This window comes from Chloroflexota bacterium (assembly GCA_023475225.1).
Lineage (GTDB): Bacteria > Chloroflexota > UBA6077 > FW602-bin22 > JAMCVK01 > JAMCVK01.
Genome location: JAMCVK010000026.1, coordinates 47,689 through 69,421 on the forward strand (window position 1 = coordinate 47,689; position 21,733 = coordinate 69,421).

At 54.0% G+C, this 21,733-nt stretch carries 18 protein-coding genes; 11 read left to right on the plus strand and 7 right to left on the minus strand.

The window, feature by feature from the left end:
- Positions 1-11: 11 nt before the first annotated feature.
- The 6 genes from M1136_05940 to M1136_05965 all read right to left on the minus strand — a co-directional run bounded on the left by M1136_05940 (position 12) and on the right by M1136_05965 (position 5,947).
- Entirely contained in the window at positions 12-1,007 is a 996-nt protein-coding gene (locus tag M1136_05940) for a carbon-nitrogen hydrolase family protein (protein MCL5075179.1), read from the minus strand.
- A 199-nt stretch (positions 1,008-1,206) separates the two neighbouring features.
- Positions 1,207-2,031 (minus strand): ABC transporter permease, encoded by an 825-nt coding sequence (locus M1136_05945; GenBank protein MCL5075180.1) that lies wholly within the window; start codon positions 2,029-2,031, stop codon positions 1,207-1,209.
- A gap of 90 nt (positions 2,032-2,121) precedes the next feature.
- Positions 2,122-3,072 (minus strand): ABC transporter permease, encoded by a 951-nt coding sequence (locus tag M1136_05950; GenBank protein ID MCL5075181.1) that lies wholly within the window; start codon positions 3,070-3,072, stop codon positions 2,122-2,124.
- 165 nt (positions 3,073-3,237) lie between these two features.
- The gene (locus M1136_05955; protein MCL5075182.1) at positions 3,238-4,896 is read right to left on the minus strand and encodes an ABC transporter substrate-binding protein; all 1,659 of its coding nucleotides are present in this window, start codon (positions 4,894-4,896) and stop codon (positions 3,238-3,240) included.
- 181 nt (positions 4,897-5,077) lie between these two features.
- Complete coding sequence (locus M1136_05960; protein MCL5075183.1) at positions 5,078-5,434, minus strand: cupin domain-containing protein; 357 nt, start codon at positions 5,432-5,434, stop codon at positions 5,078-5,080.
- Between the two features lie 39 nt (positions 5,435-5,473).
- Entirely contained in the window at positions 5,474-5,947 is a 474-nt protein-coding gene (locus M1136_05965) for an Lrp/AsnC family transcriptional regulator (protein ID MCL5075184.1), read from the minus strand.
- 160 nt (positions 5,948-6,107) lie between these two features.
- Here M1136_05965 and M1136_05970 point away from each other — a divergent pair, with 160 nt between their 5' ends.
- The 9 genes from M1136_05970 (at position 6,108) to M1136_06010 (ending at position 17,643) form a co-directional block, all read left to right on the plus strand.
- Entirely contained in the window at positions 6,108-8,543 is a 2,436-nt protein-coding gene (locus M1136_05970) for an ATP-binding protein (protein ID MCL5075185.1), read from the plus strand.
- Positions 8,521-9,213 carry a response regulator transcription factor gene (locus M1136_05975; protein MCL5075186.1) on the plus strand — a complete coding sequence of 231 codons (693 nt, stop codon included), beginning with the start codon at positions 8,521-8,523 and terminating at the stop codon, positions 9,211-9,213. Before M1136_05970 ends, M1136_05975 begins: the two co-directional genes overlap by 23 nt.
- Before the next feature lie 223 nt (positions 9,214-9,436).
- Positions 9,437-10,012, plus strand: a complete 576-nt coding sequence (locus M1136_05980) for a 4Fe-4S dicluster domain-containing protein (protein MCL5075187.1) — start codon at positions 9,437-9,439, stop codon at positions 10,010-10,012.
- On the plus strand, positions 10,009-10,917 hold the full coding sequence (locus tag M1136_05985) for a CoB--CoM heterodisulfide reductase iron-sulfur subunit B family protein (protein MCL5075188.1): 909 nt from the start codon (positions 10,009-10,011) through the stop codon (positions 10,915-10,917). Before M1136_05980 ends, M1136_05985 begins: the two co-directional genes overlap by 4 nt.
- A gap of 19 nt (positions 10,918-10,936) precedes the next feature.
- A complete protein-coding gene (locus M1136_05990) occupies positions 10,937-14,299 on the plus strand; it encodes an NAD(P)-binding protein (protein ID MCL5075189.1) in 3,363 nt (1,120 codons plus the stop codon).
- Between the two features lie 15 nt (positions 14,300-14,314).
- Positions 14,315-14,785, plus strand: coding sequence for a hydrogenase iron-sulfur subunit (locus tag M1136_05995; protein MCL5075190.1), 471 nt, complete (start codon positions 14,315-14,317; stop codon positions 14,783-14,785).
- On the plus strand, positions 14,748-15,704 hold the full coding sequence (locus M1136_06000) for an oxidoreductase (GenBank protein ID MCL5075191.1): 957 nt from the start codon (positions 14,748-14,750) through the stop codon (positions 15,702-15,704). Before M1136_05995 ends, M1136_06000 begins: the two co-directional genes overlap by 38 nt.
- Complete coding sequence (locus tag M1136_06005; protein ID MCL5075192.1) at positions 15,701-17,164, plus strand: Ni/Fe hydrogenase subunit alpha; 1,464 nt, start codon at positions 15,701-15,703, stop codon at positions 17,162-17,164. Before M1136_06000 ends, M1136_06005 begins: the two co-directional genes overlap by 4 nt.
- Positions 17,165-17,166: 2 nt before the next feature.
- A complete protein-coding gene (locus M1136_06010) occupies positions 17,167-17,643 on the plus strand; it encodes a hydrogenase maturation protease (protein ID MCL5075193.1) in 477 nt (158 codons plus the stop codon).
- Between the two features lie 120 nt (positions 17,644-17,763).
- Here M1136_06010 and M1136_06015 read toward each other — a convergent pair whose 3' ends face one another.
- Positions 17,764-18,759 carry an NrpR regulatory domain-containing protein gene (locus M1136_06015; protein MCL5075194.1) on the minus strand — a complete coding sequence of 332 codons (996 nt, stop codon included), beginning with the start codon at positions 18,757-18,759 and terminating at the stop codon, positions 17,764-17,766.
- 328 nt (positions 18,760-19,087) lie between these two features.
- Between M1136_06015 and M1136_06020 the strand changes: the two genes are divergently transcribed.
- Together M1136_06020 and M1136_06025 are read left to right on the plus strand one after the other, a co-directional pair.
- Complete coding sequence (locus tag M1136_06020; protein ID MCL5075195.1) at positions 19,088-20,218, plus strand: hypothetical protein; 1,131 nt, start codon at positions 19,088-19,090, stop codon at positions 20,216-20,218.
- Positions 20,219-20,227: 9 nt separating this feature from the next.
- Positions 20,228-21,733, plus strand: a complete 1,506-nt coding sequence (locus tag M1136_06025) for a glutamate synthase-related protein (GenBank protein ID MCL5075196.1) — start codon at positions 20,228-20,230, stop codon at positions 21,731-21,733.

Genomic DNA, 21,733 nt, shown 5'->3' on the forward strand with positions numbered 1-21,733 from the left:
CACCCACTCAATCACGGATCAATCTGGCGATCAGGAGGATAGATGAGATTCGGATCGCTGATAGCCCCATACAGCTCAGGTACACGATCCGCCAGTATGTTAAGTCCAGCAAAGTAGCTGGTCCTGGCCGCCAGGATCTCCTCTTTGATCTTGAGCCCGTGAGCTATGGCCATCCCTTCCTCGTCTGCTATTTCGGCGATGACTATCCCACTGGGATTGATGATCCGGCTATGTCCATAGAAGTGCCATGGCATCTTACAATCCCGCCCGGCACAGTCGGAGGCAACGAACCATATTTGGTTCTCCGCAGCTCGACATTTTACGAAAGTATCATAGAGATACCCCTGATAGTCCTCTACCGTGATACCATTTACCGTTAGAGGGCCCGAGTACGTCCAGGCCGTGGAGAACACAAGTATATCAGTCCCCTTTATGGCATAAATGAGGCACGTCTCGGAAAAAGCTACATCGTAGCAGATCAGCATGCCAATCCGCCCCAGAGGAGTGTCATAGACATCGAGGGCGTTACCGGCTCGATAGATATGGAGCTCCGCTCCCGGCTGATGAACTTTTCTATACACTCCTATAACACCACCTGGGCCTATCAACGCTGTGCTATTAAATAGGGCTCCTGTACCTCCAGCATATGTAGGCGAAACTTCGGTAAGTCCCATGACTATGTAGAGATCGTATTGTTTTGCATATTGCCTCAGGATCGCTGTCGCTTCCCCTGGGATCGTTTCAGCATTCTGATAGTGATACTGGAAAACTTCTGGGCTCAGTGTCAAAGTGTGTTCCGTTTCCCATAAATATCCTTGCAAAGCCTGCTCTGGGAACACGATCAGGTTCGCCCCTAACTCCCCAGCCTTGCGTATGAACGACACATATTTTTCTAGGTTCGCTTCCTTGTTATGGATCGGTGTCACGTTTACTGTAGCAATGGCTATACCGCCGGCAGAGGCGTCACCCGTCTGCACAAGCGCGTATTCGAAGTCATTCATGCTCATCTTGACCTCCTACGCCGCCTAAAGCCACAAGGCGAGGTATACTCGTTTTACCAGCGCTAGTCACGTCGCAGATAAGCCAGATACCCTCCATCAATCAAGATAGTAACGCCATGGATATAGGTACACTCCTCGGAGGCTCAAAATCCACAATATTCTCGACTCAATCACCATTATTGCACACCATAGCTAGCGAAGAGTGCTAGGCTTCCATCAAGGTCCGCAGCCGTGGATCTAGGATGTCTCTCAAGGTGTCTCCCAGTAAATTGAACCCTAATACGGTGACCATGATCGCTGCTCCTGGAAATATCGCTGTCCAAGGAGCCGTCAGCATAAATTGTCGACTCGCGCTCAGCATTGCTCCCCAAGACGGCGTAGGGGGTTGTGTACCAAGCCCTAGAAAGCTTAAAGCCGCCTCGGTCAAAATTGCCCAAGAAAAACTAAGGGTCGCCTGTACAATTAAAGGGGTGACGACATTGGGGAAGATATGAAAAAGAATAATACGGGCGTCTGTAGCCCCTATTGTTCTGGCCGCCTCAACGAACTCCTTTCGTTTCTCTGAGAGCACCGAACCCTGCGCTAACCTGGCGAATGTGGGTATAAACACTATCCCGATCGCTAGCATAGCATTTGTAGTGTTGGGTCCCAAGATAGCCGTCACAAATAGGGCCAGTAAAATGGCCGGAAAGGAAAGAATCACGTCCATCGTTCGCATGAGCACCATACCGATGATCCCCTCATAGTATCCAGCTATCAAGCCAACCCAAGCGCCAGCAGTCAAGGCTATGGCCACTGCTAATATACCTACCCAGAGGGAAATCCGCGCCCCGTATATCAGTCTAACGAGGATATCCCGGCCGAAGCTATCTGTGCCCAGCGGAAAGGTTGCACTTGGTGGCTGTAATCGACACTGGATGTTCATAGCGTTCGGGTCCTGAGGTGCGATATAAGGCGCTAAGATTGCCACCAGTACCGTTATTAAGACGACGATACCTCCCGCGGTGCCGATAGAATTCCGCTGGATCATTAAAAACAACAATCTAATCCTGCTTAGATCTCCCCTACGCCATTCAGTGGTCTGCGCCTTAAGGATAGTTGACATAGAAGTTCACCAGACCTACTCGTAAGTAATGCGGGGATCTAAATAGGCATACAGGATATCCACCACCAGGTTTACTAACACAAAGACTACGGTCACAAACAACACGCCCCCCTGAACGAGGGGGTAGTCACGCTGGTAGATCGCATACAGAACCAATCGTCCTACGCCAGGAAGTCCAAATATCTCCTCAACTATGATAGTCCCACCTAATAGATAACCCATCTGAACGCCTACAACGGTGACGACAGGGATGAGAGCATTCTTCAAAGCATGTCGGTATATCACTATTCGCTCTGTCAAGCCCTTCGCTCTGGCCGTAAGTATGTAATCTCGGGTGTATACATCTAGGAAAGAGGATCTAACCATACGCATTACAATGGCTGCGGTTACCACACCTAAGGCAAGCGATGGCAAAATAATTATCTGGATATTTTCGACAGGGCTTTCCAGCAAGCCCACCCAGCCCAGGTGGGGAAGCCAATGAAACAGATAGGATACAAGGAGAATCAACATGGTCGCTAGCCAAAAGTTAGGCAAGGATAAGCCCACTAAACTGACAAGTCGGGTTACCAGATCCACAAGACTGTTACGTTTCACAGCGGATATGATACCAGCAGGCAGGCCAATGCTCAGGGCAATGATTAAGGAAGCGATAGCAATCTCAGCAGTGAGTGGCAGCCTTTGCAGGATGTCGGCCAGTACTGGCCGCCCAGTTCTTAGCGAGTGACCCAGGTCGCCTCTTATTACATGCGATAGCCAATCAAAATACTGGATATAGAGAGGCCTGTGCAGACCGAGCATTCTCTCGAACTCAAGGATTCGCTCGCGGGGTATATCAGGGTTAGTACCGATGAGTACCTCTACCACATTACCAGGTAGCAGACGCATAACAAGGAAAGTTATTATGGAGACACCCAGCAGAATGGGTATCATCATCAATAGACGCTTAGCAATATACGCGGTCATCTCGAGAACCTGTCTGTTTGGTTAATATGGCTATGGCCCAATCGCACCATATGACTGTAGTTGAGCTGACAAGGAGCCCACTATTCGGCTCGCTTGCATCGTGTTTCACGATGCAAGCGAGCCGATACCCCACTTTACTAGAGGGCAAAGTGCCAGGCTAGTTCTCTAGGCCTCAAGCCACGCCTTCCGCAGGAGCAACCTCCACTCAAGGGCCAACGGCTTGTAACCCTTCAATTTGGGTGAAGCTATTTCGACGACAGGAGGAGAGTACAACCACAGTTTTGGAGCCTGTTGTACAAGAACCTTTTGAAGCTCGTTGTAGATTTTCTTGCGTTCCGCAGGATCCACCGTGGTTTGCCCCTTCCGCATCAACGCATCAGCCTCCGGACTCTTCAGTCCATACACGTTCGCTGGTCCCCAAGAGGCATAATGGTGGGCTAGCTCGCCGGGTTCAGGAGAAAGGCTATCGAGCGCGCTAAACAAATTGAAATCTCTGGCACGCCAATTCTTGATGTACTGGGCCCACTCTGTGAGAACTATCTCCGCCTCAATGCCCACCTCCTTCAACTGGCGTTGAATTATCTGAGCATTTGCAACCTGGAGAGGATACTGCTGGGAGGCCATAATGGTGGTCTTAAAGCCAGCTGGGTAGCCAGCTTTCGCCAGTAGCTCCTTGGCCTTGGCCACATTGCGCTTGTAGGATGGATATGCATCGGCTGGCAACGACCACTCAGCATACGCCGGAGGAATAGGGCCCAGGAGGGTGGCTCTGCCACCAACTGCCCCTGCGATGATCTCCTGTCTATCAATAGCCCAACTGAGGGCCTCCCTCACCTCCTGTTTATCAAATGGGGATCGCGCGCAATTGATGCCCAGGGCATAATAGTTTCCGGCCATCTGCTCGATGAGAACTACACTCGGATCTCCCTTCACTGCTGCCACGCTCTCCGGCAAACGAGCGAGGGTTAGCTGAGCTCTTCCAGTACGTACGGCGGCTATCCTTGAGGTCTCATCTGGCATGATTTGGAAGGTGAGGCCATCCAGGTAGGGGAGCCCCTTCTCAAAGTAATCCTTGAACTTCACCAACTTAGTGAAGTTGTCACGGACGAACTCGGAAAGCATGAAGGGCCCTGCACCACCATCATGCTCCAATAGGTTCCCATACTGTTTCACCACTTCATGGGCTACCACCATGGGTTGCGTTCCGCCAACTCCACCGGCTAAGAAGCCCAGAAAAGGAGCATAAGGCTCCTTGAGTGTGAACCGCACGGTATACTTGTCAGTAGCCTCGTACTTACTAACCAGGTCGAACCGACTGGTGTAGTACGACTTGAGCGCGGGATCCCTTATGCGATCGATGCTGTAGATGACGTCTTCCGCCGTAACCTCCCGACCATTGTGAAACTTGGCCCCTTTGCGCAGGTGAAAGGTGTAGTTCAACCCGTCTGGTGAAGTATCCCAAGATTCAGCCAGGTCAGGAATGACCTTATTCCCCTCATCCAACCGCACCAGACCGCTATACAGGTGCTCGATGATCTCGCGTGCAGAAAAGCCTATGGATGTGTGTGCATCAAAGCCCACCGCTTCAGCCTCTTTGGCTATAACTAACGCACCTCCCGCTCGCGGCGCAGGTACCGTAGTAGGTGTAGGGGCCTTGGGAGGCACAGGCGTCGGTGTCGGTGCGGCCGGCGGTGGGGCACAGGCTGAGAGAAAGGCCGCTATACTAGATACGGAGAGACCCAAGGCCGCAGCTCGCACGATGAACTCTCGGCGGCTTATCTTCCCTTGGCTGAACAAACCTTGTAGCCTATCAACCTCTTCCATTGTCTTACTCCTTCCGTTGGGTCGATCAAAAAACTATCCTTTGGGCCGACTGCCTCCATGCGCTACGCGCTGTTGTCACCCCTCTTCAACTGTTCGCCTCAACTTAAATTCCCTATCTCACCTCCCCTGCGTGCTACCCATCGCCTCCTGAAAGCCGCGCCCAACCACGAAGTATAGCCAACTACAGTATGGCCTTAGCCGCAATAGCAGTAGCAGGCTCTAGATATGGGTTTGCGAAACGATGTGGAGTGCCACGTGGCGTAAAAAACACATCACCCCTCTTCAATGGGACTCGGATCTCACCCTCTGATGACTGCTTGAACGCATCCAAGACCCCATCCACGACGATAACAGCCTCATCTAAATCCTCATGGACGTGATAATCATGCGTGGAGCCCCCTGATCCAAAGATGACGTATGCAACCGACAGTTTCCCAGCCCCCAGTTCTGGGGACACCACAACCTTTTCCTGCCAGTTCCCCTCGCCATAGTACCATTCTACTTTGTCGAAATCGATGTACACGCTGCCCTCAGTCATCTTTACCTTCTCCGAGCGGCCACAATCAAATTCGGGAGGTTAGCTCCCAGATTGACTAACAGGTACCCAGTCATATGTTCGCTTAGTTACCTTCAGATATTGGGAGGTCTCTACGCCCTTGATCCCGGGGATCGCGGCTAGTTTCTTGGTTAGGAAGTCGAGAAGGTCATCACTCGAAGTGAATAGGACAACAGCAACTATGTTGTACCTACCAGCCGAGATGCTCACAAACCTGACCTGCCTCAGCTCAGCGATTTTGTGCGCAATTTCCTCTAGGTGAGCCGGCTCCGCCTGGATGCCTACGAGCATGTTAACGTTGTAGCCCAAGTGGAAGGGATTGGTTAGAGCAGCAATGTGCATACTCCCCCGCTCGATTAAGCCTCTTATGCGTTTGCGTATGGTTGCCTCTGTGACCCCTATCTCCCGGGCCAAATCCCTGTTACTCTTCCGCCCATTTTCGCGCAGAGAGGCTATAATCTTTTGATCCAGGCCATCGATGCGTTTATTAGCCATATCAATAATATACCACTTAATTCGCAAATAGTCAACATTATCGCAAAATTGGTTCGCAATTACATATAGTTTAGCGCGATAAATGCTATATTTCGACAATTACAGCCTGTAGGGTTTTTCAGGCCAGATTTTTATGTTAAACTTCAAGGGGAGGCAGCCAATGTTTTTGCCCACATTTCTCAGCCGCATGGGACTACAAAAGAAGATCATCCTCTATGTTCTTTTGGGGATGGCTCTCAACCTCAGCTTTTTCACCTTCCTGGCCATGCGCTCTATAAACGAGAGCATAAGCGAAATTACGCAAGGCCGCCTCACCATCGCTGAGCAAGCCGCCCGATACCTCGACCGCAACTTCCAGCAGTCCCTCGACCTGCTAGAAAGGACGGCCTCCCTTGAGCCCAGCGATCTCCATCAAGACGATGGTCCTAAATCAGCCAGGATGATGCTCAAGGACCTCTATCACTATTCCGGCATCTTTAGCGGTGGCATCGTTCTTATTAACACCGGGGGCACAGTACTCTTGACCGAACCCTACTCCCCCCAAACAATAGGGTCGAATGTTCTAGAACTTCCCTACATCAATACCATCCTCCTTTCAGGAAGAGGTGGTATCGCCGGCCCGGTCGCCTCTCTAGTCAACCAAAGGGCGGCCCTCTCCCTTACCACTCCTCTCCGAGATAGCGCCGGCCGCATCTCAGGGGTGATCATCGGGTACATTGACCTCACCCAGCCCAGCCTCGCCGACCTCATCCAGCCTTTAGCTCCAGGGAAGACCGGTTACGCTCAGATCATCGATATGAACGGGACTATTCTAGCCAGCACCAGTGCGGAGCGCTTGTTTGAGCGCAGCGATCACGGTGGCCGTTTCGCTGCCCTCATCAGCGAGAGGAAAACGATGGTGGGAACGTGCCACGATTGTCACCATGTCGGTGGGAATCAGGCTAGAAGTGAGGAATTGCTGGCCTTTGCCCCCTTATCTACTGTTCCCTGGGGTGTAACTATCCAACAGAGCGAAGAGGAGGCTTTCGCCCCCACCAAAAGGTTCCAGTGGCAAATGTTAGCCTTCGGCATAATTGCCCTCCTGAGCGCTATACTGCTGGCCTGGGCGACCACCCGTAGCGTGGTGCATCCCTTGAATGCCCTTACTGTAGCGGCCCATAGGATTACCGCTGGCCAGCTCGATGGCCAGCTTACAGTAGGAGGAGCTGATGAGATTGGGAGGCTGAGCCGTGCCTTCGAGGAAATGAGAGGGAGATTGAAGAGGTCCCGGGAAGAAATAGAGGCATGGAATAGGGAGCTGGAAAATAGAGTGAAGCAGCGAACAAGAGAGCTGGCCGCCTTATTGGAGATCGCTATGACGTTGACCACCAGCTTTGATCTGGAAACCCTCTTCGCCAAGGTGTTAGAGAGGGCTGTAGACGCCTTCGACGTCGCCGACGCAGGAGCCCTTTTCCTGTATGATCCAGAAAAGGAGGCCTTGGTAGCTAAGTCCTCTCTTGGCTATCAAGTGGAGCCACTCTCTCAAGCAAGATTGAAGCCGGGCGAGGCCATCGTAGGTAAGACCTTTCAGGCCGGACAGGCTATGCTTTACTGTACCCCTCGGGATGTGGCCCTCGCCATCGAAAACATGAGCAGCGAAAACCAAATCCTTTTTGAAAGAGCACGAACCGGTTTACGCCAGCCACAAAGCGCCATATGCGCCCCCCTGCAAGCCCACGACGGCAGCAGTGGGTGCCTTCTCCTGATCAATTTGAGACAGCCGGGTGCCTTCCAGCCGGAAGACCTGCAACTGTTACAGGCTATAGCGGCCCACATCGCTATCGTCCTGGAGAACGCTCGCTTACTCAAGGAAGCTAGTCAAGCCAAAGCTTGGGAGGAGGCTGACCGATTAAAATCGGAGTTTCTAATGGCCATCTCTCATGATCTGCTCACTCCCCTTACCTCAATCAAGGCCTCGACCGATCTCCTCCTGGCAGAGAAAGCGGATGGCTTCAGCGAAGCCGAGGCCAAGTTGCTGCATAACATCAGCCGCAACACCGAACGTTTGAAGGGGCTGGTGGCCGACCTGCTCGATATGGCCTGGCTGCAAAGCCGACAGGTAAATCTAAGGCTGGAGCCTCTCGATCTCAAACAAGTCATTGGCGATGTGAGTGAACTTTTCAAGCCGCTTATGGTCGCCAAGGAGCAAACCCTGGATCTTGCACTGTCCCTCACCCTTCTGCCAGTTAGGGCCGATCGACGCAGGGTAGAACAGATTCTGACCAACCTTCTCTCCAACGCCCACAGGTACACCCCCAGGGGTGGATCCATTCGTATTGCGGCCCACGCCGGGGATGGGGACATCATAGTTCAGGTCAGCGATACTGGCCCAGGTATCCCTCTAGCTGAGCGAGAGCACATCTTTATGAAGTTTTATCGCGGTCGGCGGGCCAAGACCGCTCCACGCGGCGGAACGGGCTTGGGACTCTCCATCGCCAAGGCCATCGTGGAGCTGCATGGGGGCAGGATATGGCTGGGGGATGAGACAGAGCAAGGCACCACCATTTTCTTCACCTTACCGCAAGGAGGAGACGATGAAAGTCCTGGTAGTCGATGATGAACCTGACGTAGTTGAGGTGGTTACACTGACCTTCAAGCTGCACTGGCCGGATTGCCAGGTTATAGCGGCCCATAGCGGCGAGTCTGCCTTAGACCTGTTTTGTGTCGAATGCCCAGATGTAGTGATCCTCGATATTGGGCTGCCAGGAATGAACGGCTTTGAGGTCTGCCGTCGTCTTCGCCAAATATCCGATATTCCTATATTGATGCTCACCGTAAGGGGCGAAGAATTGAACAAGGTGAAGGGCTTAGAGATCGGGGCCGACGATTACATAACAAAGCCTTTCAGTCCGTTGGAGCTGCTGGCACGGGTGAGGGCTGTGCTTCGCCGCGCTGAGATGCCTCTTCCACTGACCGCTGCCCCCGATTTCAGCAGCGGCGACTTGACGATCAACTTTGCTTCTCACGAGGTAACCCTCCGGGGGAAGCCAGTGAAACTTACGGCCATCGAATATAGTTTGTTGTTTCATCTGGTGCGCAATGCAGGACGCATCCTCCCCTACGGTACTTTGCTGACCAAGGTCTGGGGTTATGGCTATCGGGATGAGACGGATACCCTGAAGGTGCATATCGCCCGCTTGCGCGAAAAGATTGAGGACGATCCACACGATCCCAAATACATCCGAACAGCCCGAGGGATCGGCTACCAATTTTGTAAAATCCCCTAATGCCCCCTTTCCCCAGTCGACTCCCTCCTACGGTGGCCATAAACCCTTCCCACAACAGCCCCCGGCGATAGTCAGGTTTTTCTTAGAGCGAAATTTGTTACCAATCCTTAACCTTTATTAACCCCAAATGTTACTTTCATATGCTATCTTGTAAGAGAAGGATGGCGCGTCCCCATACAGTAAGACCTTGATGATAGGGGAAAAGCCCCGAAGGAGTTGGGCGATGAATCTACAAACCTTCGAGCTAGAGAGGGAGATGCTCGATCACCACTTCGCCGAAACGGTTACGCCGGATCGGGAGAAGCTGCTCACCTGCATCCAATGCGGCACCTGTACCGCCTCTTGCCCAACCGCTTATGCGATGGATTATACCCCTCGTCAGTTATGGAGGCTGATTCAGGTGGGGATGAGGGAGGCTGTACTCAACAGCACCACTTTTTGGCTGTGTACCTCCTGCTATTCCTGCACCATTCGCTGCCCCCGGGGGATCGCCTTGACCGAGACGATGAGCAGCCTGAAACGGTTAGCCATGGCTGAGGGGATCAGGGGACGGGAGAGGATAGCCCGTTTCTACAAAGCTTTTGTGGAAACGATACGCCGACACGGTCGTATGCACGAAGTAGAATTCATAGCTATCTATCTGGGGAGAAAAGATCCCTTCTCTCTGTTGGAGCGGGCACCTCTGGGGTTGGCCCTTTGGCGTAAGGGTAAGTTATCCTTGATCCCTATCGAAATGAAAAGGAAGAACGACCTGGCAATCCTTTTCCGTAAGGTCGCCGAGCTGGAGGGACAAAAATGAAATACTCCTACTTTCCTGGCTGCTCGCTACAGGTTATGGCCAGCGAGTACAACACTTCGGCTAGAGCGGTGATGCGCGAACTGGATGTTGAACTGAAGGAGCTGGAGGATTGGAACTGCTGCGGAGCCACCAACGTTGAGGCTGTCAGTTATCTGCTTTCCATCGCCCTGCCCGCCCGCAACCTGGCTCTGGCTGAGGCGAAGGGGTATGAACTGGTGGCCACGTGCAGCTCCTGCTTTCTGAATCTCTTTCGGGTCAAGGAGCACATTCGGCGTGATCCCACTTTGCAGCAGAAACTGGATATTATCCTGGGCGCTATGAAACTGCACTATGCCGGGACGGTACGGGTGCGTCATCTGCTGGATGTCCTGGTTAACGACATAGGACTGGAAAAGATAGCCAAAAGGATGCGACGAAAGCTTACGGGACTAAGAGTAGTCCCTTATTATGGCTGCCAGATCGTCCGCCCTTATGCCGAATTCGATGGCCCTGATCTTCCGGTGACAATGGATCGGCTTATCATCGCCCTGGGGGCGGAAGTTGTGCCTTACCTCTTAAAAACGAAGTGTTGCGGCGGCGCCTTGACCACGACGCGCAAGGAGATCGGTTTGAAGTTGATCGGCGACCTTCTGCTTCCGGCCGTAGGCACCGACTGTGTCATCACGGTCTGTCCTCTTTGTCAATTGAATCTGGATGCCTTCCAGTCTCAAGCAGCGGCCAAGCTCAAGGTCTCATTCAACATCCCCATCCTATACTTCACCCAGCTCATCGGTTTGGCCTTCGGCCTGGGAGAGGAGGATCTGCAACTTGCCCATAACATCGTCTCTGTGGACAGGCTGTTGACCAAGCTGAAAGCGAGCCGCTCCCCCGCCTTCCAGGGAGCCGATCTCGCCGCCAGTCCTTAAAGAGGAGGTATAGACGGTTATGCGTAAGGCAAAGGTAGGCGTTTATATCTGTCACTGCGGCACCAATATTGCCGGGACGGTCGCTGTAACTGACGCAGCCCAGTTCGCTGCTAGGTTGGACAACGTCGTGGTGGCTCGTGACTATAGATATATGTGCTCGAGCACTGGACAGGAGATAATTAAGCAAGACATTAAAGATTTAGGGCTAGAACGAGTCGTTGTCGCTGCCTGTTCTCCCCTGATGCATGAGTTCACCTTCAGGGCCGTCATCGCCGAAGCCGGGCTTAACCCCTATTTCCTGGGCATCGCTAATATTCGGGAACAGTGTTCCTGGATCACGCACGACGTGGGCATGGCCACACAAAAGGCCAAGCAACTGATTCGTGCCGCTGTAGCACGCGTGGTCTGGCAGGAACCGCTAGAGGAGAGAGAGGTCGAGGTAGAACCGGCCGCGCTGGTGGTAGGGGGTGGCATCGCTGGCATCCAGGCCGCCCTGAGCATTGCTACGCCTGGCTATAAAGTGTATCTGGTGGAGCAAGAGTCCTCCATCGGAGGGCGCATGGCCCAGCTAGACAAGACCTTCCCCACCCTTGATTGCTCCGCCTGTATCCTGACCCCGAAGATGGTGAACCTGGCCAGAGAGAAAAATATCGAGCTCCTGACCTGTAGCGAGGTCGTAGCGGTGACAGGATACGTGGGAAACTTCGAGGTCAAGGTCAAAAAGAACCCTCGCTATGTGGACCTGGAGAAATGTACTGGCTGTGGAGAGTGCGTCTCGCCTTGTCCGGTAGAGGTGCCACACCATTTTGACCACGGTTTGGGGCAAAGGAAAGCCATCTACCGTCTGTTCCCCCAAGCTGTACCCGGCGCCTATATCATTCAAAAGGAGGGTATACCACCCTGTCGCGCTGCTTGCCCGGCAGAGGTGAATGCCCAGGGCTATGTGGCTCTTATCGGTCAGGGCAAGATTAAGGAGGCCCTCGATCTGATCCGGCGGGACAATCCCTTTCCAGCCGTCTGCGGGCGGGTGTGCCATCATCCCTGTGAGGATAAATGTACCAGGAGAGAGGCGGATGAACCCATTGCCATCTGTGCCCTCAAACGCTTCGTCACCGACCATACCGATGGACGTTCCGTCCCCTTAGAGAGGACTAAGGCAGAGAGGGTGGCCGTCATCGGGGCAGGACCAGCAGGACTATCGGCCGCCTATCATCTCCTCCAAAAGGGCTATGGCGTCACTGTCTTTGAAGCCCTGCCCCTGGCGGGAGGCATGCTGGCTACGAGCATCCCGCCCTATCGTCTGCCTAAGGAGATATTGGCGAAAGAGATCGCCTATATCGAGGGCTTAGGGGCAGAGATCAGGACCAACAGCCCTATCGGCCGGGAGGTGAAGCTTTCCAGTCTCTTCGAACAGGGCTATAGTGCGATCTTCATCGCTGTCGGTGCCCAGAGAAGCCAGCGCCTCGCTATCGCTGGCGAGAACCTGAACGGGGTCTTTGACGGCCTAACCTTTCTCAGGGAGGTGAATCTGGGGAAACAGATTGATCTGACCGGGCAGAGGGTGGGCGTTATCGGCGGGGGCAATACGGCTATAGATGCTGCTCGTTCTGCCCTTCGCCTGGGGGCGAAGGAGGTGGCCATCATCTACCGCCGCACCCAAGAGGAGATGCCAGCGCTCAGAGAAGAGGTTGTGGAGGCAGTAAAAGAGGGGGTACAATTTCATATTCTAGCTGCCCCAACGAAGGTGTTGGGGCAGAACGGGAAGGTGGTGGGGATAGAATGCCTCCGCATGGCCCTGGGCGAGATAGACGAAAGCGGCCGGCGACGGCCGATACCCATCCCAGGTTCTGAGTTCACCCTGGGAATGGATACCCTCATTATAGCCATCGGTCAATCGCCTGACCTATCCTTCCTGGATATGGACCTGGCCACTACCCCACAGGGGACCATCACCGTGGATCCCCAGACCCTGGCCACCAATGTGCCTGGCATCTTCGCCGGTGGTGACGTGGTGAGCGGCCCGGCGACGGTGATCGAGGCCATCGCTGCTGGGAAGAGGGCCGCAGAGTCTATAGACAGATACCTGAGTCTGGAAGATCTAATAGAAGGGCGGGTCTTTGAGATCCCAGCTGAGAAGATCGTCAAGAAGAAGGTAACAGAGGAGATCGAGTGTAAGCCAAGAGCCCAGATAGCCGAGCTGAGCCTCAAAGAGAGAGTCCATAATTTCCAGGAAACCACCCTGGGGCTCAGTCAGGAGGTGGCCCTCAAGGAGGCCGGACGATGCCTGAATTGTGCTGTATGCGCAGAGTGTCTCCAGTGTGAGGCCGTTTGCGGTCCGAAGGCGATAGCCCACGATATGAAGGAAGAGTATGTTGACCTGAAAGTGGGAACGATCATCCTGGCTACCGGCCATGACTTCTTCGATCCACGCGTCCTACCTCAATACAACTATGGGCGTTTCCCTAACATCATCGATAGCATGGCCTTTGAGCGAATGTGCAGTGCCTCCGGCCCCACCGGAGGGAACATTGTCCTGTCCAACGGCGAAGTACCCAAGAGTGTGGCCTTCATCCACTGCGTGGGATGTCGTGACTCCCACGCTCTCCCCTACTGTTCCAGGCTCTGCTGCATGCATGCCATGAAGCAGGCCCATCTGGTGAAAGAAAAGACAGGCGCCGATGTCTATGAGCTGTACATAGACATCCGGGCTGGGGGTAAGGGATATGAGGAGTTTTATGAACGGGTGCAGCGGGAGGGAGTGATTTTCATCCGCGGCAGAGGAGCTGAAGTAGTCCAGCAGGATGGACACCTGGTAGTGAAAGCCGAAGATACCGGCCTAGGACGACCATTGATTCTGCGCGTTGATCTGGTAGTCTTAGTAGTTGGTCTGATCCATCGGGCTGATACAGCGCAGGTGGCCAGGATCTTCCGTGTGTCGCGTGATAAGGATGGCTTCTTCATGGAAGCACATCCCAAATTGCGCCCCTTCCACACCAATACCGACGGTATCTTCCTCGCTGGCACCTGCCAAAGCCCAAAGGATATACCCGATACTGTAGCTCACGCCAACGCCGCTGCGGCGGAAGCCCTTTCCCTCCTGGGTCGTGGTCGGGTGCTTATCGAGCCACTAGTGGCCGAGATCAACGCCGAGATTTGCAGTGGTTGCAAGACCTGTCTGGAACTGTGTGCTTATTCGGCCATCACCTTCGACGAGGAAAAGAGGATCTCTCAAGTCAATACGGCCTTATGTAGAGGTTGCGGCACGTGTGCAGCAGCTTGCCCATCCGGGGCCATCACGGCTAGCCATTTCACCGATCAACAGATTCTGGCCGAGATAGAGGCCTTGTTGATGGAAAGTGAACCGGTTTCGATCGCCACTTAGAGGAGGTGTGCCCTTATGTCCACGAACTTTGAACCCAGGATCATCGGTTTCTTATGTAATTGGTGCGCCTATAGTGGGGCGGACCTGGCTGGGACATCGCGGATGGTTCATGCTCCCAATGTGCGCGTTGTGCGCATGATGTGTACAGGGAGGATTGATTCGACCTTCGTGGTGAGAGCCTTCGCCGCAGGCGCCGATGGCATCATAATCGCCGGATGCCATCCCGGTGATTGTCACTACAGTGAGGGCAACTACAAGGCCATGCGTCGCTTCTTTCTGATGAAGAAGATGCTGGCTCAATTCGGACTCGAGCCAGAGCGCCTGCGCCTGGAGTGGGTCTCAGCTGGTGAGGGGGCGAAATGGGCTAAGGTAGTCGGCGAGATGACCGAGGCCATAAGGTCCTTAGGCCCACTGGATTGGGGCCAAAACCTGATAGTTGAGGAGCATCATGAGCAAGCTCAAGTTGGCGTTTTACTGGGCCGCTAGCTGTGGCGGCTGCGACGTAGCCGTACTCGATCTGAATGAAAAGATCCTCGATGTGGCTGCTGTAGCCGACATCCTTCTCTGGCCGATCGCTATGGACTTCAAGTATACCGATGTGGAGGCCATCGAGGATAAAGGGATAGATATCTGCTTCTACAACGGAGCGATTCGCTTCTCCGAACACGAACACCTTGCCGCGCTCCTGCGCGCGAAGTCAAAAGTGATGGTCGCCTTCGGTTCCTGCGCCTGGCTGGGAGGTATTCCCGGACTGGCTAACGTGGCCGGCCGCCAAAGCATCTTTCAGTTGGTATATAAGGATACCCCCTCTACCGATAATAAAGAGGGGGTATTCCCTCAAGTGCGCTGGCCGATCCCCGCCGGGGAATTAACGCTCCCCCAATTCTACGATACGGTTAAAACTTTACCTCAGATCATTCCGGTCGAATATTACCTGCCGGGGTGTCCTCCGGCCGTCCACCAGATTGAGGCAGTGATAGCGGCTATCGTCGAGGGACGGTTGCCCCCACCACCAGCCGTTATCGGCGCTTCGGACAAAACAGTCTGCGATGAGTGCAAACGGCTCAAGGAAGAAAAGAAGGTTAGATCTTTTGTGCGCCCGCACCTGGTCGTCCCTGATCCCGAAAGATGTCTTCTGGAACAGGGAATCGTTTGTTGTGGGCCAGCCACGCGTGGTGGCTGTGGGACCAGATGCTTGAATGCCAATCTACCCTGCCGAGGGTGTTATGGGCCACCACCTGGCGCAGTGGATCAAGGAAGTAAGCTCCTCAGTGCGGTAGCTTCCATCATTGACAGCAACGATCCCGAGGAGATCGCCAAGATTGTGGATCAAATCGAGGACCCTCTGGGAACCTTTTATCGTTTTGGACTACCAAGCTCCACCTTAAGGAGGGCAAGGGTATGAGAACGATCACCATCGATCCCATAACCAGGCTTGAGGGACACGGCAAGATTGAAATTTTTCTGGACGAGGCCGGAGATGTAGCTGAGGCCTACTTTCAGGTACCTGAGCTACGTGGCTTCGAGCGATTTTGCCAGGACCGGCCAGTAGAAGAGCTGCCACGTATCACCCCTCGTATCTGTGGTGTCTGACCAGGGGCACATCATATGGCCTCGTGTAAGGCCACAGACGCTGTTTACCACGTGGAGCCACCGCCGGCGGCCAAGAAACTAAGAGAGCTGTTTTACTCCGCTCACTATATTCACAGCCACATCGCCCATTTCTATGCCCTGGCCGCCCCCGATTTCGTGGTTGGGCCCCAGGCTGATCCGACCCAGCGTAACATCCTGGGGGTGATCTCCAAAGTCGGGTTGGAGACCGGCCGCGAGGTGATCAAACATCGCGCCTATGCCCAGCAGATACAGGCCCTACTGGCCGGCAAGGCCACCCATCCTACCTGGGGATTACCAGGTGGTGTGAGTAAGGGACTGAGCGAGGAGGAGCGCCGTGAGATCGAGGAGAAGGCCGCATCTTGCGTGGCATTTGCCAATCTCTCGCTTAAAATATTTGATGACATTGTCCTCCAAAATAGGGAATACCTTGACCTCATCCTGAGCGAGGCTTTCCATATGGTCAGTTACTATATGGGGCTGGTTGACGGCAACAACAAGGTGAATTTCTACGAAGGCGACATCCGCGTGGTCGATCCGGAGGGGAAGGAAAAGGCCAAGTTCAAGCCGGCCGACTACCTCTCCCACATAAGCGAACACGTGGAACCCTGGAGCTATCTGAAATTTCCTTACCTTAAGCAGGTTGGCTGGAGGGGGCTCAGTGGAGGCAAGGAGAGCGGCATTTACCGTGTCGGGCCGTTAGCCAGACTCAACGCGGCTGAGGGCATGGCCACGCCCCTGGCCCAGGCCGAGTACGAGCGCATGTACAGCACCTTAGGAGGCAAGCCAGTACACGCCAACCTGGCTAACCATTGGGCTCGCCTGATCGAGCTGCTCTATGCGGCTGAAAGGCTACGTACTTTAGCCCACGATCCTGAGATTACCAGCACGCAAATCAGGACGCTGCCCACAGCCACACCAACCGAGGGTGTTGGCGTGGTCGAAGCTCCCCGCGGAACACTGTTCCACCACTATAAGACTGACGCGCGGGGCATAACCAAAGAGGTTAACCTGATCGTAGCCACAGTGAACAACAATGCGGCTATCTGTATATCAGTGAAGAAGGCAGCCCAGGCGCTGATCAAGGCCGGAACTATCGTCACCGAGGGGCTGCTCAACATGATTGAGATGGCCTTCCGACCCTACGATCCATGTCTCGCCTGCGCTACCCATGCCCTGCCCGGCCAGATGCCCTTAGAGGTCAGCATCTACAATCACCACAGAGAGCTGATTCAGCGCTTAAAAAGGGATTAGCTATGCGTACCCTCATTCTAGGACTTGGTAATCCTCTCCTCAGCGATGATGGGGTTGGCTGGCGTGTGGCCCGTGGGGTCTACGAAGCAGTCAAGGGGGAAGGGATCGATCTGGTGGAATCTAGCGCGGCAGGGCTAGGGCTTCTCGACCTGATGGAGGGTTACGACCGGGTGATCCTTATCGATGCCATCAAGACCGCAGGAGGAAAGGTCGGTAGCCTCTACCAGCTTGGTCTTGATGACCTCAGGTCAACACCCAGGCTAGCATCGCCTCATGATGTAGACTTAGCCCTCGCTTTAGAGATGGGGCGCGCCTTGGGCACAGTCATACCCACAGACCTGAAGATCTACGCCGTCGAAGTAGAGGACCCCTACACCTTTGGTGAGGAACTCACGCCCTCCTTGCAGGAGGCTGTCCCCACGATCATCAATGAGATAGCGAAGTCGATAAGCCCCAGAAATAGTGCACCCGGAATCTAACCGGACTCAGACAACAGGAATCACAGGCAGCTTAACCCCCCAGGCCAGGTCAGGAGATGTACCAGAAGCCTTCAAACCCCCCACAGTCGGCCAGTCAAGGTCCTTCATAGGATGCTCACCTTATAGCTGCCAAAAACTCACGAGCCGCTGAAAATCAATCATTCCGCTTTCAGCGATGTTGTCGATCTCGATTCCTGCCTCCACTGCTGTGGCCACCGGATTCAGCCCACCAAGCAGCACCATACCAACTCGATTCACACCCACCGCAATCTGGCAAACGGGCTGGCTGGTGTTGCCCAAGACGTATAATCCACCGATGCCAGCCTCTTTTAGCTTGGCAGTGACCCCCTCGACAATTGACCTCGACGCTGCTGGTATTTCTCGGAAATTGGCTAGTATCTTGCCATTGCCTGTTCTGGCGGCTTCGCCTACGCTCGTCATTCTGGCGCGGATGTACTGCTCAGAGGGATCGAGGGACGTTCCTCCATAGTTTATTATGGCCACAAAGCGCCTCGGCTTCGCATCCCTAATCTCGAGCACCCCGCCAAATCTGGACTCTATCGGGACGCCTGTCTTGAGCAGGACCCCATTTATGGTCACGCTACATACGGTAGCGAAGCCCACTTTCCCGCTGGGTATGATCACATCGCCCAGCTTCTCACCTTCCGACGCTACTGCTACAAGGTCGCTGATGCATAGCCCAGCCTTAAACGCCTCCCTCATAGCTAATAGAGCTGTCTTGAACCTATCCTTGTCAAAGAGCGAAGTGTTGATGGCCACCTGCCCGGTTCGCTTAGCTGGGTCAAATGTAGTACGAAACGCCAAGAGCTCAAGCCTCTCTAGAATGAAGCCGACGTGATCGGGCGCCAGCGCCATCCGCAGTTCCTCAAGCCCCAGGGATGTGATCATTCGGCCATCTCGGCCCAGAGGCTGCGTATAGCCTCGCTCGTCCGTTATTTTGAGGTGGTATCTAACGGCCCTCTCGCTCAATAAAATTCCGTGGCGTTCTAGTTCCCGAGCGATGGTGATTGAACCAAGTGGCTCAGAGGACTCACTCAAGACCTTGAGAATGGCTATGATTTTCCTTTCCGCGTCGGAGGCAGCCCCTTGTACCATAGAAATCCACTCTATAATTCGAAGATAACCTAACACAATTATACCACTCTACTCTACGAAATGAACACATCCACAATTTGCAATTGCTTCAAAGGTTGTGGGGTTGGCTCTGAACTCGTCAGATTGGGTTTAACAGCCCCAGCCTCCCCTTGAAATCGCAGCTTCTTCGCAGGGCATATAGTGCTCCTGCTGGGCGCTCCACGCAATTTGAAGCAATTATCCAGATATGGGAGCTTGACAACTTGGAGAAAAGATGTTAAGATGGCATACGGAAAGCGGTTGCCGTATGCCGACTTCACGGGCTCTATGTGAGGGGGGATGTTTGTAAATGAACGACCTCAGCAAGATGAACAACCCCTATGCTGACGATAAAGTGATCGATGCCTGCTCTCTGTTTGGGGTGATGGATACCACGGGGAAGCGGTTTTCTGGCAAAGGGGTCATAGAAGCCATCGCCAACATGCACCTTCGTGGCAATGGCCTTGGCGGCGGATTCGCCGTCTACGGGCTCTACCCGAAGTACGCCGATTACTATGCTTTCCACATAATGTACCTCAGCCAAGGGGGAAGGTCGGAGGTCGAATCTTTCCTCAAGCAGCGATTTCGGCTCGTAGCTGCTGAGGAGGTGCCCACCCAGCTGATACCAGCCATCGTAAACCCACCTCGTGTATGGCGCTACTTTCTTGAAGTAGATCCACAAGCATGTGATGGGCAGTCGCCAGACGATTATCTCGTAGATAGGGCTATGGAGATCAACAACTGGCTCCAGGACGCATTTGTCTTCTCCAGCGGGAAGAATATGGCCGTCTTCAAGGGAGTTGGCTACCCCGAAGACGTAGCCAAGTACTTCTGCCTGGAGCAGTACGAAGGTTACTTGTGGACGGCCCATGGTAGGTTTCCCACGAATACCCCAGGGTGGTGGGGTGGGGCGCACCCTTTCAACATCCTAGATTGGACAGTAGTTCACAATGGAGAGATCTCTTCCTATGGGATAAACCGGCGGTACTTAGAGCAATTCGGTTACTATTGCACCATGCAGACTGACACTGAGGTAGTAGCCTACGCCGTTGATCTCCTGATGCGGAAGCACTACCTTCCCGTAGAGATCGTGGCGAAGATACTGGCTCCTCCCTTCTGGAGCCAGATAAAGCGCCGTCCGCTGCCTGAACAAAAGCTGCTTCGTGCCCTGCGCCAGGTGTATGGTAGTCTGCTACTGAACGGACCTTTCACGGTAATCATAGCTCATCATGGTGAAATGATCGGGCTTACCGACAGGATAAGGCTTCGTCCTCTCACCGTAGGAATAAAAGGGCCAGTGTTATATCTTTCGTCCGAAGAGTCGGCTATTCGCCTCATCTGCCCTGACTTAGACCAGGCCTGGATTCCGATGGGCGGTGAACCCATAGTGGGCCGTTTGCAGAGTCCTCCCGTGCCTAAAGAGGTGGCTATTGCCAGGTAGGAGAGCGGGTTGAAGACTTATCTGCCGCCAAAGTTTACCGTTGAGAGAGACCCTGAGCGCTGCATCCAGTGTCAGGTGTGTGTCAACCAGTGCACCTTCGACACGCATTACTATGCTGCTGAGGATGGCCAGGTAAGAAGCCGCGAGGAGAACTGCGTCTGCTGTCACCGCTGTGTCCTTTTCTGTCCGACCAGAGCTTTAACCATCAGGAGAAACCCCCTGGACTACAGGGAAAACTATAATTGGCGCCCTGAAGTCATCGAGGACATCATTAAGCAAGCCGAGGCCGGGGGTGTCCTTCTCACCGGCATGGGCAACGACAAGGGTTACCGCATCTACTGGGACTATCTGGTGCTCAATGCCAGCCAAGTGACCAACCCCTCCATTGACCCACTGCGTGAGCCCATGGAGCTCGCCACCCATCTCGGACGAAAGCCAGACAAGGTAGAAATTGACCCCAATTCCCTCAATCTGAAAACTGAGATTGCTCCTCAGGTCAAGATCGAGGTGCCGGTGATGTTCGCCGCTATGAGCTATGGTGCGGTGAGCATCAATGTGCACGAATCCCTGGCCAGGGCGGCCACCGAGGCTGGAACCTTATGGAACACCGGCGAAGGGGGCCTTCATCCCAAATTATATAAGTATGGGAGCAATACCATTGTTCAGGTAGCATCGGGGCGGTTTGGCGTTCATCCGGAGTACCTCGATGTAGCCAGGGTGATCGAGATCAAGATCGGACAGGGAGCAAAGCCGGGCATTGGGGGGCATCTACCCGGAGAGAAGGTAAGTGCTGAGGTTGCCACGATCCGGATGATTCCCAAGGGGACGGATGCCTTATCCCCGGCACCTCAGCACGATATTTACTCCATTGAGGATCTGGCACAGCTGATCTATGCCCTAAAAGAGGCCACGAATTATACCAAACCAGTAGCGGTAAAGATAGCCGCTGTCCACAACTCGGCGGCCATTGCCAGTGGTATGGTACGAGCAGGGGCAGATATCATAGTAATCGATGGGCTGCGGGGAGCTACTGGAGCTGCGCCTAAGATCATCCGCGATAACGTTGGCATCCCCATTGAGATGGCTCTAGCATCGGTGGACACCCGTCTGAGGCAGGAAGGCATTCGCAACCAGGCCTCTGTGGTGGTCTCAGGCGGGATCAGAAACAGCGGCGATGTAGCCAAGGCTATCGCCCTTGGCGCTGATGCTGTCTATATCGGGACTGCCGCCCTCGTCGCCCTGGGCTGTACCCTGTGTCAGCAGTGTCACACAGGGAAATGCGCTTGGGGTATCTGCACCACCGACCTGGACTTGACTAAGAGGGTGAATCCCGACCTCGGAGCCAGACGACTGGCTAACCTGCTCCGTGGCTGGAGCCTAGAGTTGAAAGACATTTTGGGTGGCATGGGCATCAATGCCCTGGAGAGCCTGCGTGGCAACCGTCTGCACTTGAGGGGTGTTGGGCTTACCGACACGGAGCTGGAAATCTTGGGGGTAAAGATAGCGGGTAACTGA